The sequence below is a fragment of the Achromobacter sp. ACRQX genome (assembly GCF_022346505.1).
Classification (GTDB): Bacteria; Pseudomonadota; Gammaproteobacteria; order Burkholderiales; family Burkholderiaceae_B; genus Achromobacter; species Achromobacter animicus.
This window is the reverse complement of the sequence record NZ_JAKRML010000009.1, coordinates 62263-80941: the sequence shown is the minus strand read 5'-3', so window position 1 is coordinate 80941 and position 18679 is coordinate 62263. Positions and strand designations below refer to the sequence as shown.

The 18679-nt window shown below is 66.4% G+C and carries 15 protein-coding genes; 1 reads left to right on the top strand and 14 read right to left on the bottom strand.

What is annotated here, in order from left to right:
* Window positions 1–18: 18 nt before the first annotated feature.
* Window positions 19–492, top strand: coding sequence for a flagella synthesis protein FlgN (locus tag MHZ91_RS10680; RefSeq protein ID WP_175139611.1), 474 nt, complete (start codon window positions 19–21; stop codon window positions 490–492).
* A gap of 81 nt (window positions 493–573) precedes the next feature.
* Here MHZ91_RS10680 and flhF read toward each other — a convergent pair whose 3' ends face one another.
* From flhF to motA, 14 genes are all read right to left on the bottom strand, one after another.
* On the bottom strand, window positions 574–3504 hold the full coding sequence (flhF, locus tag MHZ91_RS10675; protein WP_239213570.1) for a flagellar biosynthesis protein FlhF: 2931 nt from the start codon (window positions 3502–3504) through the stop codon (window positions 574–576).
* Entirely contained in the window at window positions 3501–5621 is a 2121-nt protein-coding gene (gene flhA, locus MHZ91_RS10670; RefSeq protein ID WP_175126219.1) for a flagellar biosynthesis protein FlhA, read from the bottom strand. Before flhA ends, flhF begins: the two co-directional genes overlap by 4 nt.
* Before the next feature lie 3 nt (window positions 5622–5624).
* Window positions 5625–6779, bottom strand: a complete 1155-nt coding sequence (flhB, locus tag MHZ91_RS10665) for a flagellar biosynthesis protein FlhB (protein WP_239213568.1) — start codon at window positions 6777–6779, stop codon at window positions 5625–5627.
* Window positions 6780–7016: 237 nt separating this feature from the next.
* Window positions 7017–8564, bottom strand: a complete 1548-nt coding sequence (locus MHZ91_RS10660) for a methyl-accepting chemotaxis protein (protein ID WP_239213566.1) — start codon at window positions 8562–8564, stop codon at window positions 7017–7019.
* 295 nt (window positions 8565–8859) lie between these two features.
* Window positions 8860–9492, bottom strand: a complete 633-nt coding sequence (gene cheZ / locus MHZ91_RS10655) for a protein phosphatase CheZ (RefSeq protein ID WP_056570181.1) — start codon at window positions 9490–9492, stop codon at window positions 8860–8862.
* Between the two features lie 8 nt (window positions 9493–9500).
* The gene (gene cheY / locus MHZ91_RS10650) at window positions 9501–9890 is read right to left on the bottom strand and encodes a chemotaxis response regulator CheY (RefSeq protein ID WP_056316584.1); all 390 of its coding nucleotides are present in this window, start codon (window positions 9888–9890) and stop codon (window positions 9501–9503) included.
* Window positions 9891–9941: 51 nt separating this feature from the next.
* Window positions 9942–11000, bottom strand: coding sequence for a chemotaxis response regulator protein-glutamate methylesterase (locus tag MHZ91_RS10645; RefSeq protein WP_175126221.1), 1059 nt, complete (start codon window positions 10998–11000; stop codon window positions 9942–9944).
* A gap of 22 nt (window positions 11001–11022) precedes the next feature.
* Window positions 11023–11877: a CheR family methyltransferase gene (locus tag MHZ91_RS10640; RefSeq protein WP_239213564.1), complete on the bottom strand. Its 855-nt coding sequence runs from the start codon at window positions 11875–11877 to the stop codon at window positions 11023–11025.
* An 8-nt stretch (window positions 11878–11885) separates the two neighbouring features.
* Entirely contained in the window at window positions 11886–13589 is a 1704-nt protein-coding gene (locus tag MHZ91_RS10635; RefSeq protein WP_239213563.1) for a methyl-accepting chemotaxis protein, read from the bottom strand.
* A 93-nt stretch (window positions 13590–13682) separates the two neighbouring features.
* The gene (cheW, locus tag MHZ91_RS10630) at window positions 13683–14183 is read right to left on the bottom strand and encodes a chemotaxis protein CheW (RefSeq protein ID WP_129247084.1); all 501 of its coding nucleotides are present in this window, start codon (window positions 14181–14183) and stop codon (window positions 13683–13685) included.
* Between the two features lie 17 nt (window positions 14184–14200).
* Window positions 14201–16363: a chemotaxis protein CheA gene (cheA, locus tag MHZ91_RS10625; protein WP_239213562.1), complete on the bottom strand. Its 2163-nt coding sequence runs from the start codon at window positions 16361–16363 to the stop codon at window positions 14201–14203.
* Window positions 16364–16391: 28 nt separating this feature from the next.
* On the bottom strand, window positions 16392–16772 hold the full coding sequence (locus MHZ91_RS10620) for a response regulator (protein ID WP_175126093.1): 381 nt from the start codon (window positions 16770–16772) through the stop codon (window positions 16392–16394).
* The gene (motB, locus tag MHZ91_RS10615; protein ID WP_239213561.1) at window positions 16769–17764 is read right to left on the bottom strand and encodes a flagellar motor protein MotB; all 996 of its coding nucleotides are present in this window, start codon (window positions 17762–17764) and stop codon (window positions 16769–16771) included. Before motB ends, MHZ91_RS10620 begins: the two co-directional genes overlap by 4 nt.
* Before the next feature lie 11 nt (window positions 17765–17775).
* On the bottom strand, window positions 17776–18645 hold the full coding sequence (gene motA, locus MHZ91_RS10610; protein WP_056570169.1) for a flagellar motor stator protein MotA: 870 nt from the start codon (window positions 18643–18645) through the stop codon (window positions 17776–17778).
* Window positions 18646–18679 lie beyond the last annotated feature (34 nt).

Sequence of the window (18679 nt, the reverse complement as noted above, 5' to 3'; positions counted from 1 at the left end):
TCTATTGAGCCGTCTGTCATGAGCCTCGTCGATTCCCTGCAGTCCTGCATGAAGCAGGAAGACACCCTGATCTCCGAGTTCTCCTCGATCCTCGAGGAAGAAACCGAGGTCCTGGTCAGCCAGGGCAGCGTCGAGACGCTGAACCAGATCACCGAGCGCAAGCGCGGCATCGCGCAGCAACTGGTCGATCTGAGCCAGACGCGCGACAACCTGCTCAACGAAATCGGCCTGCCCGCGGGCCACGTCGGCACCGAACAGGCCGCCGCGCAGTATCCGCAGTTGTCCGGCGTGTGGCAGGCCCTGCTGACCAAGTCGGCTTCCGCCAGCGAAATCAACATGCGCAATGGCGCCCTGATCGACGTGCATCTGCGCTACACCCAGCAATCGCTGGACGCCCTGCGCAATGTCGGCGTCGGCAGCGCCTCGACGTACGACGCGCAAGGCCGCGGCGCCCGCAGCGCCCCGGGCCGCCGGCCGATCGTCGCGGGCTGACGCTTTTCCGATCTCCTGCGGCATAAAAAAACGGCGTGCATGGCACGCCGTTTTTTGTTTCCGCGAGACGGGTTCGCGGCCTTACGCCCCGCCCGTCATCTCCAGCAGCGCGAACATCTTTAGCAGCGCCACCGGCAGCATCCTGCCCGACAGCTTGCGCTCGGTGCCCACGATGCCCGACAACGGACCACGCACCACGTCTGCCGCCGGCGAATGCGCCAGCTGCCAGCATGCCGCGCCAAGCTGCCCGGCCATCAGCGACTGTCGCGCCAGCGTATGGGCGCCATCGACGGCGGGCAGCGCCTGCCAGGCATTGGCCATGTAACGGAACGCCGCCTTGGCCTCCTCCTGCAGGACGAGCCAGCGCGCGATCGTCGCGGCGTCCGCCTGCGACGCCGGCAGGTTCGTCGCGCCGAACAACTGGCCCGCGACCTCGCCGGAGACTGTGTCGATCAGCCGCGCGCAGATGAGGCGGACGCTGGCGCCCTGCCCCTTGCCCGGCAGCACGACTTCGGTGCCGGACGCCCACAGCGCCAGCGGCGCGGTCTTGGCGCCCGGCGCCGGGCGCAGGCCCGGCATGTCGCCGGGCTGGCCGACGGGCAGGTAACCCACGCTCTTGCCCACGGCGTTCAGATTGGTCGGGCATTCGTCCTGGATCACGCGCGTGCCACCTGCGCAACGCGCTACCCAGGACACGCCCTGCTCGCTGAACTGCTGCCATAGCGCAATGGTGCCGGCCTCCAGCATGTGGACCAGCGGCAAGGACGACAGGCGCTCGCCCAGCCACTGCACGCGAGCCTGCAAGGCCGCCGCCGGGTCCGGCTGGGCCGGCGCGGCGGGCGCAAACGAGCTCAACATGCCGTGCGGCAGCGCGAGCTGCTGCGCGGGCGCGGCCAGTGCGGCGCCGCGGTCGCTCATCAACAGCGCGCCCATCAGCGCGCCGCCGGGCAAGGCCTCGCCCTTCATGGCGGTCTTGCCGTGCATCACGAGCAGGTTGCGGCTGCACGCAGCGGAAAATTCGCGGCGCACCATCGCCAGTGGCTCATCGCCCAGCGCGGCCAGGCTGGCGCCCGCGCCGTCGCCGACGTACTCGCGCCAGGCGGTGCGCGATTGCAGGCACGCCGGGTCGCTGTCCAGCCACGAAATGGTGTCGTCCAGGTTCTGTGCTGCTGCGATCGACGCCGCACCGCCCTGCTGCGGCAGGATGGCCGAGGCCAGCAACTGGCGGCGGCGCGCCGGGTCCACGGCGTCCGGTTCGCGCGACGACGACACCAGCGACGCCAGGTCGGCCTCGCTCGGGGTGTACAGCGCGCGGGCGCGCTCGACCATCGAGAACGCGCGGTCGATCAGCACGTCCGCGCGGGCCAGTTCCATGTGCTCGGGCACCTTCTGGCCGACGGACATGTAATGGATCGGCAGGCGGTGGCGGATGGCGGTGTCGAGCGCAGCGCCCAGGCGGGTGGCTTCGTCCAGCTTGGTGATGATGCAGCCGGCCACATCCTCGCCCACGCCATTGCGATAGGCGTGCGCCACCTCGTCGAGCGTGTCGCCCTGGCTGGCGGCGTTGAGCACCAACAGCCGGCGAACGGGCTTGCCGGCGTTGCACAGCATCGACGCCTGCTCGGCCACCAGGCGGTCGCGCTGGCTGATGCCGGTGGTGTCGATCAGCACGATCTTGCGGTTGCCCAGTTCGGCCAGAATGCGGCGCAGCTCGCCGGCATCGCGCACTGAGTGCGCCGGCACGCCCATCAGGCGGCCGTAGATCTGCAATTGTTCCAGCGCGCCGATCCGGAACAGGTCGGTCGTCAGCATGGCGACCTGCTCCCGGCCTTCGCGGGCCACGCAGCGGGCGGCCAGCTTGGCCAGCGTCGTGGTCTTGCCCACGCCCGTGGGGCCGACCAGCGCATACACGCCGCCGGCCAGGAATTCGTCTTCGGAACGCACCACCGGCAGGTGGGTCACCAGTTCATTGCGTGCCCAGCTCTGCGCAGCCTCGGTGGAGAGACCTTGCGGCAGGCGCTCGACCAGCGTGCGGACCAGCTTGGTGCTGAAGCCGGCGTCCAGCAGGCTGCGGAACAGCGCGGCGCCCGCGGGCTCGCGCCCCGGACCTTGGCGGCCGCCCCACAGCAGCCCGTCCATGCGGGTTTCCAGCGCGCCGCGCAAGGCGCTGATGGCGTCCTGCAGACCGGCGGCCGTATCGGCCGGCAGATTCGCGGGCGGCAAACCCTGCGGCGGACGCACCGGGGCATCGGGCATGCGGCCCATGGGCGGCGCGGCATGCAGCATGGCCGGTTGCGGCGGCGCTGCCGGCGCCATGACGGGCGCCTGCACGGGTGCGGGCGGCGCGGCGTAGTCTTGGGGCGCGTGATAGGCGGTGGCGGGCGCAGCGGCCATGGCGGCTGCGGGCGCGGCGGTGGCCATGCGCTCGGGCATGGCGGGAGCCGGCGGTGTCATGCGGACTGCCGGCGCAAGCGGCGGCAGCTCGACGCGTACCGGTGCGGCCGGCTGAGGTGCGACCGGCTGAGGTGCGGCCGGCTGAGGTGCGGCCGGCTGAGGTGCGACCGGCTGAGGTGCGACAGCCGTCGGTGCAACCGAAACCGGCTGCGGTGCAGCGGGTACGAATTCTGCCGGCGACGGTTCAATCTCCGGCTGCGCCGACGCCGCATACGCGGACTGGTAAGCGGCAATGGATCGCGCCGGCGGCGCGTACCCGGCTGGCGGCGCGGGCGGCATGGCAACCGGCGCAACCTGCGGTCGCGCCATCCCGGCCGGTGCGCCGAACGACGGCGCCGCGGGCTGACGTTCCTGCGCCGGCGGCGCATAGGCCGGCGCTTCGCGCGGCGGCGTCTGCTGCTGCGGCGCGTCGTCAAAGGCGCCATCAACGGTGGCCAGGACCTCGATCCCGCCCTCGACGCTGCGGTTCGACACGATCAGCGCGTCAGGCCCCAAGGCCTCGCGCACCTGACGCATCACGTCACGGGTGTTTGCCCCGTAAAAGCGGCTGATCTTCATTGCCCATTGCTCCCGCCGATCAGCGCCGTCACGCGGACGATGCGCTCATCGGGAATTTCCGTGTTCGACAACACGCCAAGCTGCGGCAGATGATGCCGCAGGAAGCGCGACAGCGGCGCGCGCAGCACCGGCGACACCAGCAGCACCGGCGCATTGCCCTGCGATTCCTGCCGTTCGACCGCCGCCTGCGCCTCGCGCAGCAGCGTGTCGGCCAGCCCCGGCTCCAGGCCGCCGCTGGTCGTCATGGCCTGCGACAGCACGCGTTCCAGCTTCACGTCCAGGCCAATCACGCGCAGCTCGCCCTCGCCGGGGAACCATTGCTGCGTGATGGCGCGGCCAAGCGCGCGGCGCGTCAGTGCGATCAGCTCGTTGATATCCGGCTGGCCGCCCGACCCGGCGGCCATGGCCGCCAGACGCGGGCCATGCTCGGACAGCGTATCGATGATGGTGCGCATGTCGCGGATCGGCACTTCTTCCGACAGCAGACCCTGCAGCACCTTCTGCAGCGCGGTGAGCGACAGCGTCTTGGGCACCAGGTCCTCGACCAGCTTCGGCGCGTCGCGGCCGATGCGATCCAGCAGCTGCTGCACTTCCTGGCGGCCCAACAGGTTCGAGCCGTGGCGATGCATCAGGTGATTCAGGTGCGTGGCCACCACCGTGCCCGCATCCACCACCGTGTAACCGGCCACCTGCGCCTGATCGCGCAGCGAGCTGTCGATCCACAGCGCCGGCAGGCCGAACGCCGGATCGGTCGTCGGCGTGCCCTTGATCTGCATGGTCACGCCGCCCGGGTCGATGGCCAGCCACTGACCCGGCATCGCGACCCCCGTGCCCACTTCCACGCCGGACAGCAGGATGCGGTAATCGTTGGGCTTGAGTTCCAGGTTGTCGCGGATGTGCACGACCGGCGGCAAAAAGCCCACGTCCTGCGCAAACTTCTTGCGCAGGCTGCGGATGCGGTGAAGCAGCTCGCCGTTCTGCGCGTGGTCCACCAGCGGAATCAGGCGGTAGCCCACTTCCAGCCCCAGCTGGTCCACCATCGACACGTCTTCCCAGCTTGCCTCGGCAGCCGCGGCCTGCGCCTGGGTGATCGCCTGCGGCGGTATCTCCTCGGCGGCCACGGCAGCGGCTTTCTTGCGTTTGAGCAGCGCCCAGCCGCCCCAGCCCAGCGCGGCGGCCAGCGTCAGGAACGCGATGTGGGGCATGTTGGGGATGAGGCCCATGATGCCGATGATGCCGGCGGTCAGGAACAGCACGCTCGGATTGGAGAACAGCTGGCTGATGATCTGCTGGCCGATGTCCTGGTCGGTCGACACGCGCGACACGACCACGCCGGCGGCGGTGGAGATCACCAGCGCGGGGATCTGGGCAACAAGGCCGTCACCGATGGTCAGCAGCGTGTAGACGCGGCCGGCTTCGCCCATGGACATGTCGTGCTGCGCCACACCGACGACCAGGCCGCCGATGATGTTGATCGCCATGATCAAGAGGCCGGCGATGGCGTCGCCGCGCACGAACTTGGAGGCGCCGTCCATCGAGCCGAAGAAGTCCGATTCCTGCGAGACTTCCGACCGGCGCTTGCGCGCCTCGTCTTCGCCGATCAGGCCGGCGTTCAGGTCCGCGTCGATCGCCATCTGCTTGCCGGGCATGGCGTCCAGGGTGAAGCGCGCGCCCACTTCCGCGATACGGCCCGCACCCTTGGTGATGACGATGAAGTTGATGATGGTCAGGATGATGAAGACGATGATCCCGACCGCGAAGTTGCCGCCCACCAGGAAGTGCCCGAAGGCCTCGATCACCTTGCCCGCGGCGTCCGGGCCCGTGTGACCGTGCAGCAGCACGACCCGGGTGGACGCGACGTTCAGCGACAGGCGCAGCAGCGTCGCGAACAGCAGGACGGCCGGGAACGCGGCAAAGTCCAGCGGCTTGCGCGTGAACATGGCCACCAGCAGGATCATCACGGACAACGCGATGTTGAAGGTGAACAGCAAGTCCAGCAGGAACGTGGGCAGGGGCAGCACCATCATGCCCAGCACCATCACGATCAGGATGGGACCCGCCAGCAGCCGCGCGTGCGTGCCGCCGTTATTCTTCAACATGGTGAGCAGAGCGCTCATTCCTTAAACTCCTTGTGCTGCGGTTTTTGCCTGCGGGTCCAGTTCGGCTGGCACGTTCAACTTCGTGGGGGCCGGGGGTTCAAGCCCCCAACCCGAGCGCCAGGATCGTAGCTGGAATACCCATGCCAGCACTTCCGCCACCGCGGTATACAGCTCGGCCGGGATTTCTTGTCCCAGCTCGACGTGTTGATGCAATGCGCGCGCCAAAGGCGGCGCTTCCAATGTGGGAATCTTGTTTTCGGTGGCCAGCTCGCGGATCTTCGCGGCGATCAGGCCCGTGCCCTTGGCCAGCACGCGCGGCGCGCCGCCCTTCGATTCGTCGTACTTCAGCGCCACCGCATAGTGCGTCGGGTTGGTGACCACGACGTCGGCCTTCGGCACCTCGGACATCATGCGCCGGCGGGCCGCCTGACGCTGCTGCTGCCGGATGCGCGCCTTCACATGCGGATCGCCTTCGCTTTCCTTGTGCTCCTGGCGCACATCTTCCTTGGACATCCGCAGCTTCTTCAGATGGCTCCAGATCTGCCAGGGCACGTCCAGCATGACGATGATGAGCAGCGACGCCACGATGAAGGCGCAGCACATTGCCACCAGGGTCAGCGCCTTGGTCAGCGCGGCCGACGGCGCCACGTGCATCAGCCCCATCATGTCGTCGTGATAGCGCCAGATGACCCAGACCGCTACGCCGCCGACCAGCAGCGCCTTGGCCAGCGCCTTGATCAGCTCCACCACCGTCTGCGACGAAAACATGCGCTTCAAGCCGGCCAGCGGGCTGAGCTTCGAAAAATTGGGCGTCAGCGGCTTGGTCGAAATCACCAGGCCGCCCAGCACCACGCTCGACAGCACTGCAACCACCGCCAGCAGGCCGAAGATCGGCAGCAGCACCAGCAGCGCATGGCCGAAACCGCTTACCGCCTGCTCGACCATGACGCCGGGATCCAACGCGACGCGCTGATCGAAGGCCAGCCCGTTGCGCAGCACCCCGCTCAGACCCCTGTAAAGCGACCCGCCGCCCGCCCAGATCGCGGCGACACCGACGGCCAGCATCATGAACGTGCCCAGTTCCCGGGAACGCGCAATCTGCCCCTCCTCGCGCGCCTTTTCCAGGCGCCTGGGAGAGGCGGCTTCGGTTTTCTCGAGGTCGCTTTCTTCGGACATGCTCTACGGGATCGTTGCGGCTCGCTGACGTGGAATGCAAGCCGCCCGCCGAGATTCTAGGAGGCGCCGGGGGTTGGCGATATGCCAAGAAACGGGGGGAAAGCGGCGCTATTCCCGGATGCGCCGCCGGCAGCCGGGCAGCCCCCCTTTGCGTGCGCCTTCAGCCCGCCGCTACAACTTGCCACATCAAGCCGCCCCATCAAGCCGCAACATGAACGCCCGCGTGACGCCACCCCGTCAACCCGCCACCGGCGCCGCCCGTCCCCCGGCGCCCTGTCCGTCCACGATCGCCTGGAAACGCGCGTAATCCAGCCCGATGCGCACGGCGCCCCAGTGTTCCGGCCCCAGATAAATGGGTAGGGAAATGTCGTTGACGATCTCGCCGGTATCCCGCGAATACGTCTGGAACAACTGCGCGCCCGTGTTGGCAGCCAGCCGGGCGCCCACGGGATCGTCAAAGATCCGCTTGTTGCGCACCCGGACGATGTCGACCTTCGGATCGCCGGTCGGCGCCAGCGAAAATCGGCTGTTGTGCGCCGGTGCGTAACCCCGGTTGTCCACCAGGATCGTGTAGATCGCGCCGGGCACCGCGTCCAGCACACTGTCGAGCAGGCGCGTCAGCGGCTCGTCGATGGCCCGGTCATACGCCGTGTGATACCGCGGCGGCTCGCTGCCGGGAATGCGCTGGTAATGGCGGTCGAACACGTCCACGCCGCGCCGCCGGGCATCGTGCAGCAGTCCGGCCGCCGCGTCCGCAAACGCCTCCAGCGACGCCGACAGGCTGTCGAACGCGGTATCGCCGGTGCGCATGTCGGCCAGCACCTCCTGCACGCTTTCGGTCTGGCGGCGGATGCGGTCGATCTCGCCCGACATGCTGCCCACCCGTTCCAGCACGTCCGCGCTCAACGCCGCGATGCGCCCCACCTCCTGGCTCATGCCGTGATTGGTGGCGTCAACCTCGCCGATCGCCTGGACCACTTCACCTACCTGCCGGTTCATGCTGTCGAAATCGCGCACGAAGCGCTCGAATCCGTCACAGGTGCGGTTCAGCACCGCGCCCGACGCGTCCACATCCTCGCGCAGCGTGCCGGTCTGGCGCTGGGTGGATTCGACCAGGCCCAGCATCTCCGAGGTATGGCGGCCGATGTCGCCGGTGGCTGTGTTGACGCGTTCGGCCAGACGGCCGACCTCGCTGGCCACCACCGCAAAGCCTCGGCCCGCGTCCCCTGCCCTGGCCGCCTCGACGCCCGCGTTCAACGCGAGCAGTTGCGTCTGGAGCGCAATGCCTTTGATTGCCTGGCTGATGTCGCCCACGGATTTCGCGCGGGCGGCCAGTTGCCCCACCACTTCGGTAAAAGCCGCCATCTCTTGCGTCATGCGGTCGACGCGCGTCTTGACCTCGGTCAGCTCCGCCAGCGCCTGCTCTGCGGCATGCAGGTTCTGGCCGGACACGGCGGCGATTTCGCGGGCATGCGTGGAGGTGGATGCCGACAGGTCAGCGATCTGCGCGCCGCTGGCTGCAAGCGCGTCGGCGGCCCTGGCCTGCTCGCGCGCCAGCAGCGAACAGCGCCCCGCCTGGAACTGCGTGCGCGCCGCGTTCAGCGCGATCTCGATGCTGGACTGGCGCACCGTCATGACCCGCACGCGGATCTGCGCCAGAAAACGGTACAGCGGCCAGGCGGCCGGACTGAAAGACAGGGCGCGCTCCGACAGCATCGCGTCGCCGCGATTGAGCCGACGCAACAAGCCCCACATGCCGCCCAGGCGGAATACGGATCTGGCCATGATGAACCTCCTCTCCCTGGCCCGGACCGCCTGCTTTGGGCATCCGTGGCCTGACGCGCAAAGCGCGCCTTGTCTCGCGCTGCAAGGCCCCGATTATTGTTGGCAGGAGTCTATCGGGAGGGTCGCGTTTGCGCTCTTAGGGAATACGTCATGCGGACGAGGCGGCAAAGACGGCCAAGTGCAGCAGACAGGCAGCCGCAAGGACGCAGCCGCGCGCGGGTGTCAGACACCAGGGCCATGCGGGTGTCTGACACCGGGACGATGTCCGGGAGCGAACATCGCCCGAGGGCCGGGCTTAGAAACCCAGGCTGGCCAGCAGGTCGTCGACCTGGTCCTGGCTGGTGACCACGTCGGTCTTGCCTTGCGGGTTGATCTGCGGACCGTTGAGCAGGCTGTTGGCTTCATCGCGGCGCTCTTGCGGCACGTTGTCCAGCAGCACCTGCAGCAGTTCGCGTTCGATCGCGCCCACCACGTCCATCATGCGCATGATGACCTGGCCCGTGAGGTCCTGGAAATCCTGCGCCATGATGATTTCCATCAGCTTGGACTGCGTCTGCTGCGTCTGCTTGGGCACGTCGGCCAGGAAGGCGCGCGTGTCCTGCACCAGTTCGCGCGCTTCCGGCATCTCCAGCGGCTGGTCGTACCATTGCTGCCAGCGGCTATCCAGCGCCTGGGCCGAACGCGACATGTTGTCCTGGATCGGACCGGCCTGCTCGGTGGCGTTGAGCACGCGGTTGGCGGCCTGCTCGGTCATCTGCGCCACGTACCGCAGGCGGTCGCGCGCATCGGGGATTGCATTGGCGGCGTCCTTGATCGCTTGATCCAGGCCCAGTTCGCGCATGCTGTCGCGCAGCATGCGGGTGAGCGAGGCGATGCGATGGATCAGGTCGGGCGACTCTGCCGGGTCAACTGTTTCCGTTGAGCTCATCGCACACCTCACCCGCCAATTTTCTCGAAGATCTTGTTCAGCTTTTCCTCCAGCGTTGCCGCGGTGAAAGGCTTGACCACATAACCGTTGGCGCCGGCCTGGGCTGCGGCAACGATGTTTTCCTTCTTGGCTTCCGCCGTCACCATCAGCACCGGCAGCGAAGCCAGCGATGCGTCGGCGCGGATCTGCTTGAGCATCTCCAGACCGTCCAGGTTGGGCATGTTCCAGTCGGACACCACGAACTGGAAGCCGCCGTTGCGCAGCTTCTCCAGGCCAATAGCGCCGTCCTCGGCCTCATCCACGTTTTCGAAACCCAGCTCCTTGAGCAGGTTGCGGATGATCCGCCGCATGGTGGGGAAGTCATCCACCACCAGAATCTTCAGGCCCTTGTCTACCATCTTTCACTCCAGAAAAAATTTGCTTGAGACCGATCGTGGCGTCAGTCCGCGTTAAACGCGGTGCCCACGGTCGCCCAGGCGAGTCAGAATGCGTTCGCTCATCGCCGACAACGGCACCACTTCACTTGCAGCCCCGATGGCAATGGCCTCGCGAGGCATGCCAAAGACCACGCAGCTTGCTTCGTCCTGCGCGATCGTGTGTGCGCCCGCCCGGTGCATGGCCAGCATGCCGGTGGCGCCATCCTTGCCCATGCCCGTCAGGATCACGCCGATGGCGTTCTTGCCCGCCGCCACGGCCGCGGAATTGAACAGCACGTCCACGGACGGACGGTGGCGATTGACCGGTTCGCTGGCTTCCAGCTCGATGACGTAGTTGGCGCCACTGCGGCCCAACCGCATGTGCATCTCGCCGCCCGGCGCCAGGTACACGTGGCCCGGCAGCACGCGCTCGCCGTGCACGGCCTCGCGCACGGTCACGGCGCACAGCGCATCCAGGCGCTGCGCGAACGACCGCGTGAAGCCGGCCGGCATGTGCTGCGTGATCAGGATCGCGGGGCTGTCCGGCGGCAGCGGCTGCAGGACTTCGCGGATGGCTTCGGTGCCGCCCGTGGACGCGCCCACGATGACCAGCTTTTCCGAGCTGGACAGCGGACGGCGCAGCATGGGCGCCGGCGCGGCTGCCGCCGCATGGGGCGTGGGCGCGCGCAGCTTGGCGCGCGACGCGGCGCGGATCTTGTCGGCAATGAGTTCCGTGTATTCGAGCAGGCCGTCGCGAATGCCCAGTTTGGGCTTGGTCACGAAGTCGATGGCGCCCAGTTCCAGCGCGCGCAGCGTGATTTCGCCGCCGCGCTCGGTCAGCGACGACACCATCACGACCGGCATCGGACGCAGGCGCATCAGCTTTTCCAGGAAATCCAGCCCGTCCATGCGGGGCATTTCCACGTCCAGCGTCAGCACGTCGGGGTTGTGACGCTTGATCAGGTCGCGCGCGACCAGCGGATCGGGTGCGGTCGCAACCACTTCCATATCCGGCTGGCTATTGATGATTTCGGTCATCAAGCCGCGCACAAGCGCGGAGTCATCCACACACAAAACGCTTATTTTCTTCATCTTGTTTGCTGCCCTGGCCCGTTCAGGCCTTATTTGCGCATTCGTAGACTGTCTGCCCGCGCAGACGGAAATCCCGGCTGATGTACGTGAAGTTCTCGGAGTGGCCGGCAAACAGCAGGCCGCCCGGCTTCATGAGGGGCACGAACCGCTCCAGAATCTTGGCCTGGGTCGGCTTGTCGAAATAGATCATGATGTTGCGGCAGAAGATCACGTCGAACTTTTCGGTGATCCCCCACGACGGCGACAAGAGGTTCAGCGTCTCGTAGCGCACCATCTCGGCGATCTCGGGCCGCACCCGCACATGCCCTTCGTTCGCGCCGCGGCCTTTCAGGAAGAAACGGCGCAGGCGCTCGCTTTCCATCTTCGCGACGCGTTCGTTCGGATAGACGCCCGTGCGCGCGCGGTTCAGCACGCTGGTGTCGATGTCGGTAGCCAGCACGGTCGAGCCGGCGGCCCGCGGGCCCAGGGCTTCGGTCAGCGTAATGGCGATCGAGTACGGCTCTTCGCCCGTCGAGGCTGCACAACACCACACCGAAACGGGTCCCCCGCGCCTCTTCGCGAAGTCCGCCAGGATCGGAAAGTGATGCGATTCACGAAAGAACGCGGTCAGGTTCGTCGTGAGCGCGTTGATGAAGTCTTCCCACTCCGCGGCGTCGGGCTCGTTTTCCAGGCTGTCCAGATAACTGCCGAAATCCTGCCCGCCCAACGCCCGCAGGCGGCGCGCGAGGCGGCTGTAGACCATCTCGCGCTTGTGCGTGCCCAGCGAAATGCCGGCGCGCGCGTGGATCATCTTGCGGACGCGGGAAAAGTCCGCGTCACGGAAATCAAACTGGCGGTCCACCGAAATGGACGGGGCCGTATTCGCCGAAGTTGCCACGCGTATCCTCAGCGTCCCAGAGCAGGCGCATCGGGCGCATGCAGGCGGGCGTCGTCATAGGTGGCGTGCACCGATGACAGCCGATGCGCCGGCACTTCGATGACCTCGCCCGTATTGATCTTGAACACGGCCACCGCTTCGGCCAGGCGCTGCGCCTGTTCCTGCAGCGAGCCCGCCGCGGCAGCCGCCTCTTCCACCAGCGCCGCGTTCTGTTGCGTCACTTCGTCCATCTGCGACACGGCCCGGTTCACCTGGTCGATGCCGCTGGATTGTTCTTCGGACGCTGCCGAGATCTCGCCCATGATGTCCGTCACGCGCTTCACCGAGGCCACGATTTCCTGCATCGTGGAGCCGGCGCGTTCGACCTGCTGCGAACCCGCGCCCACCTTGGTCACGGAGTCTTCGATCAGGCCCTTGATTTCCTTGGCAGCTTGGGCGCTGCGCTGCGCCAGCGAACGCACTTCGCCCGCCACCACCGCAAAGCCCTTGCCCTGCTCACCGGCGCGCGCGGCTTCCACCGCCGCGTTCAGCGCCAGGATGTTCGTCTGGAATGCGATGCCGTCGATCACCGACACGATTTCCGAGATCTTGCGCGAGCTGGCCGAGATGCCTTCCATGGTGTGCACCACTTCCGACACCGCCGCGCCGCCACGTTCGGCCACGTCAGACGCGCTGGCGGCCAGCTGGTTGGCCTGGCGGGCGTTGTCCGCGTTCTGCTTGACGGTCGACGCCAGCTCTTCCATCGAGGCGGCGGTCTCTTCCAGCGAAGCGGCCTGTTGCTCCGTGCGGCTGGACAGGTCCGTGTTGCCCGCTGCGATCTCATGCGAGCCCACGTTGATTTCATCGACGCCGCGGCGCACCGAGGCCACCGTGCGGGTCAGGCTTTCCTGCATACGCTTAAGCGCCGCGAACAGTTGGCCGATTTCATTGGTGTTGCTGACTTCCACGCGCGCCGTCAGGTCGCCGCCGGCAATGCGGTCGAAATGGTGGCCGGCTTCCTTCAGCGGCTGCAGCACGCGGCGGCGCAGGAAGACGTAGGTGGCGAACACCAGCAGCGCCGCGATGATGCCGCCGGCGCTGACGGCCATCAGCACAAACTGGTAGCGCACTTGCGCCACTTCGAACGCGTCCGTCATCTTGCTGGCGCGCCAGAAGTCAAAGCCTTCGACGGCGCGCGCAAAGCGGCCTTCCAGGGCGTCCTGCACCTTCTGGATCTGCGTCTGGTAAGCCGGCATGTCGGCCTTTTCCAGCGCGGCGACCAACGGTGCGACACCCTGCTGCACCAACGCCGCATAGGAGTCGTCGATCTCCTTCAGGGCCTCGGCGGCTTCGGCCGGCCGTGGCAGGGTCTTGAAGAAATCGAACTCGGCCTGGCCCTTGTTCAGCGACGCCTTGGCACGTTCCAGCAGGCCGGCGGCCTCGCTGGACAGACCTTGCGCCAGCAGGGTCGGCTGACCGACGCTGCGCACGATGTCCGCATAGTTCAGGGTCGCGGCACGGGCCAGGCCGTTCAGCGTGTCCTTGTGGCTTAGCACGACGCGGTTGACGGCGTCGTTCAATTCCTGCGATTGCTTGATCTCGGCCAGCGTCCCATTGCTGATGCGCAACGACAACACGCCCAGCGCGGCACCAATCACCAACATGAATGAGAAGAACGCCAGCACCCACAACAGGCTGCTGCGTATCGTCATGTTCGCGAAAAACTTGCGCATCACAAGAACCATCCCTTGACTGCAATCGTTAAAGGAAAGCGCCACATCGCGATCAATATGGCGCCTTTACCCCGCATTCCGGCCAGACTCCGATCAGGAGGCGACCTTCTCCACCAGCGCCATTTCGTCGCTGGTCATCAGCTTTTCAATGTCCACCAGGATCAGCATGCGCTCATCCACGGTGCCCAGGCCGGTCAGGTACTCGGTCGACAGCGTGGCGCCGAACTCGGGCGCCGGACGAACCTGGCCCGAGTTGAGCATCAGCACGTCCGACACGCCGTCCACCACGATGCCGACGACGCGGCGGTCGAGGTTGAGGATGATGACGACGGTCTGCTCGTTGTAGTCGACGCGGCCCAGGTTGAACTTGATGCGCAGGTCGACGATCGGCACGATGATGCCGCGCAGGTTCGTCACGCCCTTGATGAACGGCGGGACGTTTGCGATGCGGGTGACCGTGTCGGCGTCGTAGCCGCGGATTTCCTGCACCTTCAGGATGTCGATCCCGTATTCCTCGTCGCCCAGCGTGAAGACCAGGAACTCGCTGCCGACATCTTCATTGCGCGCGGCTTGCGCTTGCGGTTTGGCTGCCATGATTTTTTAGTGCTCCATCAATTCAGAACGGCTTCGGGCTGCGACCAGCGCTCCCGGTTGGCGCGCGCGAGCGCAAATACGTCGACAATCAGGGCCACGCTGCCATCGCCAAGAATGGTGGCGGCGGAAATGCCCGGGACCTTGCGGTAATTCGATTCCAGATTCTTGACCACCACCTGATGCTGTCCGATCAGGTGATCGACCAGCAGCGCAAAGCGCCGGTCCTCGGCCTGCATGATGACGGCGATCGCCTGCGTGGGATCGGTCTGGGCCTCGCCCACCGAGAACACGCGGTGCATCTCGACCAGCGGCAGGTATTCGCCGCGCACGTGCATGACGCGCTCGTTGCCGGCAACCGAGTAGATCTGGTCGTTGGTGGGCTGCAGCGATTCGGTGACGTGGTTCAGCGGCAGGATGAAGGTCTCTTCACCGACGCGCACCGACATGCCGTCCAGAATGGCCAGGGTCAGCGGCAGCACGATGCGGGTCGTGGTGCCGTTGCCCGGCTCGCACGACAGCTGCACGTGGCCGCCCATGTCCTGGATGTTCCGGCGCACCACGTCCATACCCACGCCGCGGCCGGAAATGTCCGTGACCTTTTCGGCCGTGGAGAAACCGGGCGCGAAAATCAGCTGCCAGATCTCGTCGTCGGGCGAGTTTTCGTTGACGGCCAGGCCTTGCGCCATGGCCTTCTTCAAAATCTTTTCGCGGTTCAGGCCACCACCGTCGTCGCTGACTTCAATGACGATGTTGCCGCCGTTGTGCTGCGCGGACAGCACCAGCTGGCCAACCGGATCCTTGCCGGCGGCAATACGCTTTTCGGGCGTTTCGATGCCGTGGTCCAGGCTGTTGCGCACCAGGTGGGTCAGCGGGTCGATGATGCGTTCGATCAGGCTCTTGTCCAGCTCGGTCGCGCGGCCGTACGTTTGCAGTTCGATCTGCTTGCCCATCTTGCCGGCGATATCGCGCACCAGGCGCGGGAAGCGGCTGAACACGTAATCCATCGGCATCATGCGGATCGACATGACGGCTTCCTGCAGATCGCGCGCATTGCGCTCCAACTGCTCCATGCCGTTCAGCAGGCGATCGTGCAGCACCGGATCCAGCGTGGAGGCGGTCTGCGCCAGCATGGCTTGCGTGATGACCAGCTCGCCCACCAGGTTGATGACCTGGTCGACTTTTTCAACGCCGACGCGGATCGAGGTCGATTCCTTGTCTGCATGGGCGGCGGCGGAAGCGGCCGGACGCGCGGCGGCACGGGCGGCCGGCGCACCAGCGTCGGCCGCCGCTGCCACCTCGGCGGCGGGCGCTTCGGGCGCAGCCGGGGCCGCGGCCGGCGCGGCAACCGGCGCGGCGGGCGCCGCTTCGGCCGCCACGGGCGCGGCGTCGCCGCTTGCCGGCACTGCCTCGCGGGCGATGTTCAGTTGGTCGCCGTCGACGATAAAGCAGCACACGGCCTCGATGTCTTCCGGCGTGCAGGTGCTATCCACCCAGACCGTCAGCATGCCATTGGCGCGTTCGCTCGCCTTGACGGTGCCCAGGTTGCCCATCTCTTCGAGCAGGGACGCGGCATCCTTGTCGGAAACCTTGGTGATGCGTACACGCAGCGGCAGGCCGCCGGCTTGCTCGCTGGTGGCGGCGGCCGGCGCAGCGGCTTCGACCGGTGCGACGGGCGCGGGCGCCTGCTGCACGGGTGCGGGCGCCGGGGCCGCGACCGGCGCGGCAGCGGGTGCAGGCGCAGCGGGCGCGGGCGCGGGCGCGGCGGCCGCGGCGGGATCCTTATGCTCCAGCGCAAGCTGCCTCAATACGGCGCAAATACGCTCAAACACGGCATCATCGGGCTCTTCGGAGGCCCGATAGGCATCCAGTTGGCTTTTGAGCACGTCTTTCGTTTCCAAGAAAATATCAATCATGTCCGTGCGCAGCGCCATTTCGCCACGCCGGATCGCGTCCAGAAGGTTCTCAAGCAGATGGGTCGTGCCCGCCAGCTGGTTGAAACAGCCGAACGTCGCCGCACCGCCCTTGATCGAATGCGCCGCGCGGAAAATGGCGTTGAGCTGCTCGATGTCGGGCGCGCCCACATCGAGCTCGAGCAACAGCTGCTCCATTTGCGCAAGCAGCTCGTCCGCCTCGTCGAAAAAGGTCTCGTAAAACTGACTGAGGTCCAAACCAGAACTCATGACCCGTACGCCTTTCTAAATGAACCTGCTACGCGCCGGCCTGCTCGTCGAGCAGTTCGGTCGCCAATTCCACCAGCACATCGGGATCCACCGGCTTGGAAAGCCAGCCGCAAACACCCAGATCCCGGGCTGCCATCTTGCTGTCCACGTCGTCCTCGGTGGTCAGCACCAGCACCGGCACATCCATGTACCGGTCCTCTTCGCGCAACCCCTGGATCAACTCCAGACCGCCCTTCACCGGCATGTTCCAGTCGCTGACGACCAGATCCACCGGGTTGGCCATCGCCACTTCCAGCGCTTCCTGGCCGTTGCAAGCCGTCAACACGTTCCAGCCTGCGCCGGTCAGCGTCGCCTGCACGATCATCCGCATGGTCGTGGAATCATCCGCCACGAGTATCGTTGCCGTCATTGTTGTCGAACCCCTTCAGCGGGCGGGATGTTCTCCGCCTCGCTCTGCTTGGTTGCCGTTGCGGCCTGGCTGGCGGCTTGCACCGCCTGCACGGCCGTCCCCACCTCGCGCGCATCCTTGGCGCTCAAATCCGCGGCTGCGGCGTTCTCGCTTTCGATGCGCTTCTGGGTGCTTTGGTTGAGCACCACCAGGCTGATGCGTCTATTAACGGCTGCATACGGATCATCTTTAACCAGACTCATGCTGGAAGACAGACCCTGGATGCGCATGACCTTGCTTTCGTTCATGCCGCCCGCCACCAATTCCTGGCGCGAAGCGTTTGCGCGGTCGGCCGACAGCTCCCAGTTGCTGTAGGCGCGTTCGCCGCGCGCATACTGCGACGCGTCGGTATGACCCGAGATGCTGACCTTGTTGGGCAGTTCGTTCAGCACCGGTCCCAGCTCGCGTAGGATGTCGCGCATGTACGGCTGCACTTCGGCGCGGCCGGTCGCGAACATCGGGCGGTTCTGGTTGTCGATGATCTGGATGCGCAGGCCTTCGGTCGTCAGATCGATCAGGAGCTGCGGCCGGAAGGATTTCAGGACCGGGCTCGTCTCGATGACGTTTTCGAGGCGCTTCTTGAGGTTTTCGAGGCGATGCTGCTCGCGGCGCTCGGCGTCGCCCATCGGCTGGGACTCGACCCGGTTGCCCTGGCCGCGGCGCACGTCGCCCTCGCTGCGCAGCGGGTCCTGCCCGCCGCCAGGCACGGCGCTCGTTTCCGCCGAACTGCTGGGCCCGCCCGTGATGGCGACGCGCAGCGGCATGCGGAAATACTCCGCGATGCCCTTCAGTTCTTCCTTCGGCACGATGCTGACCAGCCACATCACCAGGAAGAACGCCATCATTGCCGTGATGAAGTCGGCGTACGCGATCTTCCAGCTGCCCCCGTGGTGCCCGCCGCCCTTGACCTTCTTGCGGCGGATCACCACACGGTGATTATTTACCGTGCTCATGGCCCGCTCCGTCAGGCCTTGCCGGTCGACTTGGTCTGGCGGACGTGCTCTTCCAGCTCACCGAAGGTGGGCCGGACCGCCGAGAACAGCACCTTGCGGCCGAATTCCACCGCGAGCTGGGGCGGGTAACCGTTCATGCTGGCCAGCAGCGTCGTCTTGATGCATTCGAGCACCTTCATGGCTTCATCGGTGCGGCGCTCCACGCGGGAGGCCAGCGGACCCACAAAGCCGTACGCCAGCAAAATACCCAGGAACGTGCCGACCATCGCCTTGGAGATCAGATCACCCAGAATGGCGGGCGGCTGATCCACGGCGGCCAGCGCCTTGATCACGCCCAGCACCGCGGCCACGATACCGAAAGCAGGCAGGCCGTCGGCCATCTGCTGCAGCGCATGCGCCGGCACTTCGCGCTCGTGGCGGTAGGTTTCGATTTCCTCGTCCATGAGCGTTTCGATTTCGAACGAGCTCATGTTGCCGCTGATCATGATGCGCAGGTAGTCCGTAATGAACTCCATGAGCTTCTCGTCTTTGGCGATACGGGGATACTCGCTGAAGATCGGGCTGGAGCCCGGATCCTCGATATGCGATTCGATGGCCATCAGGCCTTCACGGCGCGCCTTGTTCAGCAGCACGTACAGGAGCGCCATCAGCTCCATGTACACGTCCTTGCCGTAGCGCGAGCTCTTGAGCGCGTCGGGAAGCGCCTTCTTGACCAGCATCAGCGACTTCTTGCTGTTGCCCGCCAGGAAAGCCCCGAACGCCGCGCCGAAGATCAGCGTCAGCTCGAAGGGCTGGTAAAGCGCGCCCATGTGTCCGCCCAGCGCCATGAAGCTGCCGACGACCGACACGATCACCACAAGAAAACCGATAACAATCAACACAACGGGCCCCTGCCAACGAAGTCTATAACTTGCG

Bases quoted from the DNA above. Each gene is read 5' to 3' on its own strand.
- MHZ91_RS10680 (WP_175139611.1), top strand. From the start codon at position 19: ATGAGCCTCGTCGATTCCCTGCAGTCCTGCATGAAGCAGGAAGACACC.
- flhF (WP_239213570.1), bottom strand. From the start codon at position 3,504: ATGAAGATCAGCCGCTTTTACGGGGCAAACACCCGTGACGTGATGCGT.
- flhA (WP_175126219.1), bottom strand. From the start codon at position 5,621: ATGAGCGCTCTGCTCACCATGTTGAAGAATAACGGCGGCACGCACGCG.
- flhB (WP_239213568.1), bottom strand. From the start codon at position 6,779: ATGTCCGAAGAAAGCGACCTCGAGAAAACCGAAGCCGCCTCTCCCAGG.
- MHZ91_RS10660 (WP_239213566.1), bottom strand. From the start codon at position 8,564: ATGGCCAGATCCGTATTCCGCCTGGGCGGCATGTGGGGCTTGTTGCGT.
- cheZ (WP_056570181.1), bottom strand. From the start codon at position 9,492: ATGAGCTCAACGGAAACAGTTGACCCGGCAGAGTCGCCCGACCTGATC.
- cheY (WP_056316584.1), bottom strand. From the start codon at position 9,890: ATGGTAGACAAGGGCCTGAAGATTCTGGTGGTGGATGACTTCCCCACC.
- MHZ91_RS10645 (WP_175126221.1), bottom strand. From the start codon at position 11,000: ATGAAGAAAATAAGCGTTTTGTGTGTGGATGACTCCGCGCTTGTGCGC.
- MHZ91_RS10635 (WP_239213563.1), bottom strand. From the start codon at position 13,589: ATGCGCAAGTTTTTCGCGAACATGACGATACGCAGCAGCCTGTTGTGG.
- cheW (WP_129247084.1), bottom strand. From the start codon at position 14,183: ATGGCAGCCAAACCGCAAGCGCAAGCCGCGCGCAATGAAGATGTCGGC.
- cheA (WP_239213562.1), bottom strand. From the start codon at position 16,363: ATGAGTTCTGGTTTGGACCTCAGTCAGTTTTACGAGACCTTTTTCGAC.
- MHZ91_RS10620 (WP_175126093.1), bottom strand. From the start codon at position 16,772: ATGACGGCAACGATACTCGTGGCGGATGATTCCACGACCATGCGGATG.
- motB (WP_239213561.1), bottom strand. From the start codon at position 17,764: ATGAGCACGGTAAATAATCACCGTGTGGTGATCCGCCGCAAGAAGGTC.